This is a genomic window from Mesorhizobium sp. M2C.T.Ca.TU.002.02.1.1 (assembly GCF_003997225.1).
The window spans coordinates 1-4,367 of sequence record NZ_RZTO01000542.1 but is presented as its reverse complement, the minus strand read 5'-3'; the positions used below and the strand labels follow the sequence as shown (position 1 = coordinate 4,367).

4 protein-coding genes are annotated in these 4,367 nt (G+C 60.1%); 1 reads left to right on the top strand and 3 read right to left on the bottom strand.

Annotation, left to right across the window (positions count from 1 at the left end):
- The coding region (locus tag EOD07_RS24440) for a Tim44/TimA family putative adaptor protein (RefSeq protein ID WP_164772479.1) at nucleotides 1–305 on the top strand (305 nt) is incomplete at its 5' end.
- 136 nt (nucleotides 306–441) lie between these two features.
- Here the strand turns inward: EOD07_RS24440 and EOD07_RS24435 are convergent.
- The 3 genes from EOD07_RS24435 to fsa form a co-directional block, all read right to left on the bottom strand.
- On the bottom strand, nucleotides 442–1,263 hold the full coding sequence (locus EOD07_RS24435; RefSeq protein WP_127237270.1) for a universal stress protein: 822 nt from the start codon (nucleotides 1,261–1,263) through the stop codon (nucleotides 442–444).
- Nucleotides 1,264–1,819: 556 nt separating this feature from the next.
- Nucleotides 1,820–3,355, bottom strand: coding sequence for an FAD-dependent oxidoreductase (locus EOD07_RS24430; RefSeq protein ID WP_127237269.1), 1,536 nt, complete (start codon nucleotides 3,353–3,355; stop codon nucleotides 1,820–1,822).
- 180 nt (nucleotides 3,356–3,535) lie between these two features.
- Nucleotides 3,536–4,192 (bottom strand): fructose-6-phosphate aldolase, encoded by a 657-nt coding sequence (gene fsa, locus EOD07_RS24425; protein WP_127237268.1) that lies wholly within the window; start codon nucleotides 4,190–4,192, stop codon nucleotides 3,536–3,538.
- Nucleotides 4,193–4,367 lie beyond the last annotated feature (175 nt).

Here is a 4,367-nt window from a genome sequence, read left to right as displayed (position 1 = left end):
GGCCTGAAGTGCTTGACGTGTTCAAGCGAGACGTCGCTGGTCGCCGGGATCGGGAGGAGATGCTGCAACTCACCTTCATCGGCACGCGCGAGGCAAAGGTCGTTGACGCTGCCGTGGAGGGTGGCACCGCTGAGATCGTTGTTCGGTACGTCTCCGAAGTGGTCAGTGTCACACGCTCGGCCGACAATGCGATCATCGCCGACGATCCGCTGCAGGTCACCGAGGTGATCGATAGCTGGACGTTTGCCTGTCATATCCCGTCAATGAGGCGGAATTGGATGTTGATCGCCACGGAGGGCGAATAGCGGATCGGTGCTCTTTGGATAATGTTGCCCGACGGCCGCCTCAACGCTGGGTCGGTCGCCGATCTCTCGGGCGCATGACGACATGATCGAATTTGTCAGCCTTTGACAACGCGCACCCACTAGTTGTGCGTCATGATCAATTCGACATGATCCGATTCAGTCGATCATTTTGAAGCAGCGAACGGGTAGCCCCGCCGAAGATCCACTCCCTGAACCTGCTGTGGCCGTACGCGCCGGATATGACCAGATCCGCATGCATTGCCTCGGCCACATCGGCGATCGTCCTGCCGTCGGAGTTTTCCGGGAGCACCTCAGCCTTGGCCTTTACGCCGTGAAAGGAAAGTGAGGCAACGACATCGTCCAGGCTGTTCCAGGTTTCGTCGGTCGCGTCATTGTCGATCGTAACGACACGCACCTCCTGAGCCAATTGCAAAAGAGGCATGGCATCGGTGAGCGCGCGCTTGGCTTCCCGCGTGTCCTTCCATCCGACTAGAACCTTGTCGATGCGGAAATTTTCCTCGTTGGCCGACGCGACAAGTACAGGCCGTCCGGCTTGGAGAATCACGTTGCCGATATCGGTGGAACGATGGGCATTGCCAGGAGAGCCGCCATAGGGCGGCGCTGTGACGATGAGGTCGCCGACGCGCGACGCGCCAATCAGCAAGCGGGTCGGATTGCCCACAGCCCCGCGCCATTCGGTATCGACCGCTGCACCGGCAAGGCCTTCGAACTCCGCGCGAAGGCTCTCAAGCCGTCGCTCGATGTTCTTGCGCTGACGCATCAAGCTCTCTCCTTCGAAGGCCACGCCTCCTTCCATCACCACTGGCGGCGGGACATCGGCAGCCGAGAGACCGATCAGTCGCGCATCGAAGCGCCGAGCCAGATCGACTGCGAGCTTGATAACCGGAGCGGCGACGCCGTCGATGTCGAGATTGAGAACGATTGACTTGTAGCTCATGGATTTTCCTTTCAGGATTTAAGACGATGCCGTGCCGGCGACGAGAGCGCCAATGCATCCTGCCGCCAGGCGTGGCTTCGCAACGTGGCGGCCCCTCAGGTCCGGCTACGGCTTTTCGAAATTCGATAGCCAATGATCAGATGGTGCGTCGACCGGCGCGATCGCGAGGTCTTCGCTTACTCGAACATGATCCGAGCGGTTCCCCTTTTTGCGATCAACATTCTCCGCGTTTCCTGGACGCGCTCGGCCTGTTGCTTGGTGTAGGGCCCCATCGGCCGGGTCGTTTGATCGCCCCGGCGAACCCGGCAGTACCATCGGCCACTGTTCGAGAAGATTTCAACCGAGGTCGGCGGCTCATTCCGCCGACTGTCTGGCGACCTCGTCGACGAACTTCACGATCTTCGAATGATGTTGGGCGAGCGAAGCAGTGCGCAAAGCGATGGTGGCGTTAAGTTCCTGCTGCACTGTGGACATAGTCGAGCTCCTTTCATCACAACAAAATTCGCTTCGCCGTCTCTGACTGCGCCCTGCTCGGATTGGAGTGGCAAAGGGCATGTCAGGTAGCTATCTGGCCCTCCATCTCGACCTCCGCCTTCAGGCTCTCGATGTCGCGGAAGATCGAAGCGACGGCAAACGTGCGCCCCTTGCGCTTGAATCGCAGCAGGCAGTCCTTGGCAGCAATATCGCCTTCGGCCGCGATCTCGTCCCATTGCCCAGCATGGCCGACATAGTTGATGGGAACATCGTAGTGCTGGCTCCAGAAGAAGGGCACCGCGACGAATTTCTCGCCATGTCCGAGCATATTGAGCGCGGCCGTCTGCCCTTGTCTCTCAGCAACCGCCCAATGCTCGACGCGAATGCTCTCGCCGCCGTGAGGATCTGGCCATCGCGCAATGTCGCCGGCGGCGAATATCCCTGGCTCGCTCGTTTCCAGAAGGGCATCCACGACAACGCCGTGGTCGACGACCAACCCAGCAGTTTCGGCAAGTGCGGTGCGCGGCCGTACCCCAATGCCGACGACCACGAAGTCTGCCGACAAGGCGCCGCCGCTGCTGAGATTTACCTTCTTGGCTTCGATGCTGCTCGCGGTATCCTCGAGATGGAATACGATGCCATGTTCTTCATGGAGGGCGCGGATGAAGTCGCCCATCTGCGAACCCAGCACCCGCTCCATAGGCCGTTTCTCCGGCGCGACGATACGCACTTCGATGCCGCGCGCGCGTAAAGCCGCGGCAACCTCGAGCCCGATGAAACTGGCCCCGAGCACGACCGCGCGGCTTGCCGTGGCGGCCTGCTTGATGATCGCCTCGCAATCTGCCAACGAGCGCAACGTGTGAACGTGCGGCAGGTCGGCGCCGGGGATGGTCAGGCGGACGGGTTCGGCTCCCGTTGCAATCAGCAGCCTGTCATAGGGAATCCTTCCCTGATCAGCGAGGATCACCTCGCGGGAACGCAGGTCGATGTCAACGGCCTTTGTATTGAGACGCAGGTCGATGTTGTTCCTGGAATAGAATTTCTCCCCACGGAGCGGGATCCAGTCGTCCGGGGCCTTTCCGGCAAGGTAGTCCTTGGAGAGGTTCGGGCGGTCGACGGGCGGGGACTGGTCGTCGCTGAGCATGACGATGCTGCCTTGGAACTCTCGCCGCCGCAGCATTTCCGCCGCCGCGAAACCTGCCGCGCCGCCGCCAACGATAACGATTTTCTCGGGGACCTTGCTGGAACCTCCGGAACGTGGTGTCGGAGCGCTCCGTTTCAGTTTCTCGCCGACGAATATGCGGCCGTCCCTCTGCTCGACTGCCCAGCAAGCCAGTGGGTTGAAGGCGGGCGCGCGCAGGGCCTCGCCCGTGCGCAGATCGAAGCACGCATGATGCCAAGGGCAGCGGACGGCATCGTTCGCGACAAGGCCGTCGACGAGCGGCCCGCCATAATGCGTGCATGTCGCGCTGACTGCGAACACCTCGGTTCCGCGACGCACCAGCAGCACCTGGTCGTCGCCACATCTGCCGACCAGCTTGCCGCCGTCGGGAAGGTCGGCATGGGAGATACCTTGCTTCAAATCCGGTCCAGTCGGGTTACTTTGGTCTTGGGTCATTGCCTTCTTCCTTGGCGCTCAGGAATCGGAAGCGCCCTTTGCGGTCGAGAAGCCAGAATTCCTCGATCAACAGCGTTAGAATTCAGCGACAGTTTCTCGCCACTTCAGCCATCACGCAAACGAATTTAATCGGCAGTTGCGAGCAATTTTTATGATACGCGCCGACAGGGCGGCGCGTACTTACAGGATTGTCTGTCCCGTCTTGCTCCAGTCGGCGAGAAAAGACGCCAGACCCTTGTCGGTTAGCGGATGTTTGGCGAGATTTCTAAGCACTGCTGGCGGTATGGTCGCGATATCGGCGCCTGCCATCGCCGCCTGTTTGACATGGAGAGGGGAGCGAATTGAAGACGCGAGGATTTGCGTCTTGAACGACTTGTCGTTGTCGTAGATCGTGCGGATTTCCCGGATCACTTCCATGCCTTCCAAACCGAGATCGTCGAGCCTGCCGACGAACGGGGAAATAAAGGTGGCGCCCGCTTTGGCTGCGAGCAGCGCCTGGTTGGCGGAAAAGCACAGGGTGACGTTGACCTTGTGCCCGAGCTGACTGAGCGCCCGGCAAGCCCTGAACCCGTCCCACGTGGACGGTACCTTGACGGCCACATTGGCGGCAATGCCGGCCAAACGCTTTCCCTCGGCGATCATGCCGTCGAAGTCCGTCGCTGTGACTTCCGCTGAAACCGGGCCTTCGATTGCCTGGCAAATCTCCTTTATCACGTCCGCGATCGGTCGCCCGGCCTTTGCGACAAGGGAGGGGTTCGTGGTCACCCCGTCAAGAAGCCCGGCGGCGGCAAGGTCGCGAATTTCGGAAATGTCGGCTGTATCGATGAAGAACTTCATTGTCTTTCTCCGCTACGTGAATACGCCCCATCAATGGTTTGATGAGGTTTATCTATTTTGGTTTCCGGAAAGATGATTTTGCTCTCGCAGTCGTGATCCCGCGCCCTATGTAAATTGAAAGCAACGGGCAGTGAGGAGCGACGTCGATGAGCGAGAAAAGCTCGAGTGACAGAGT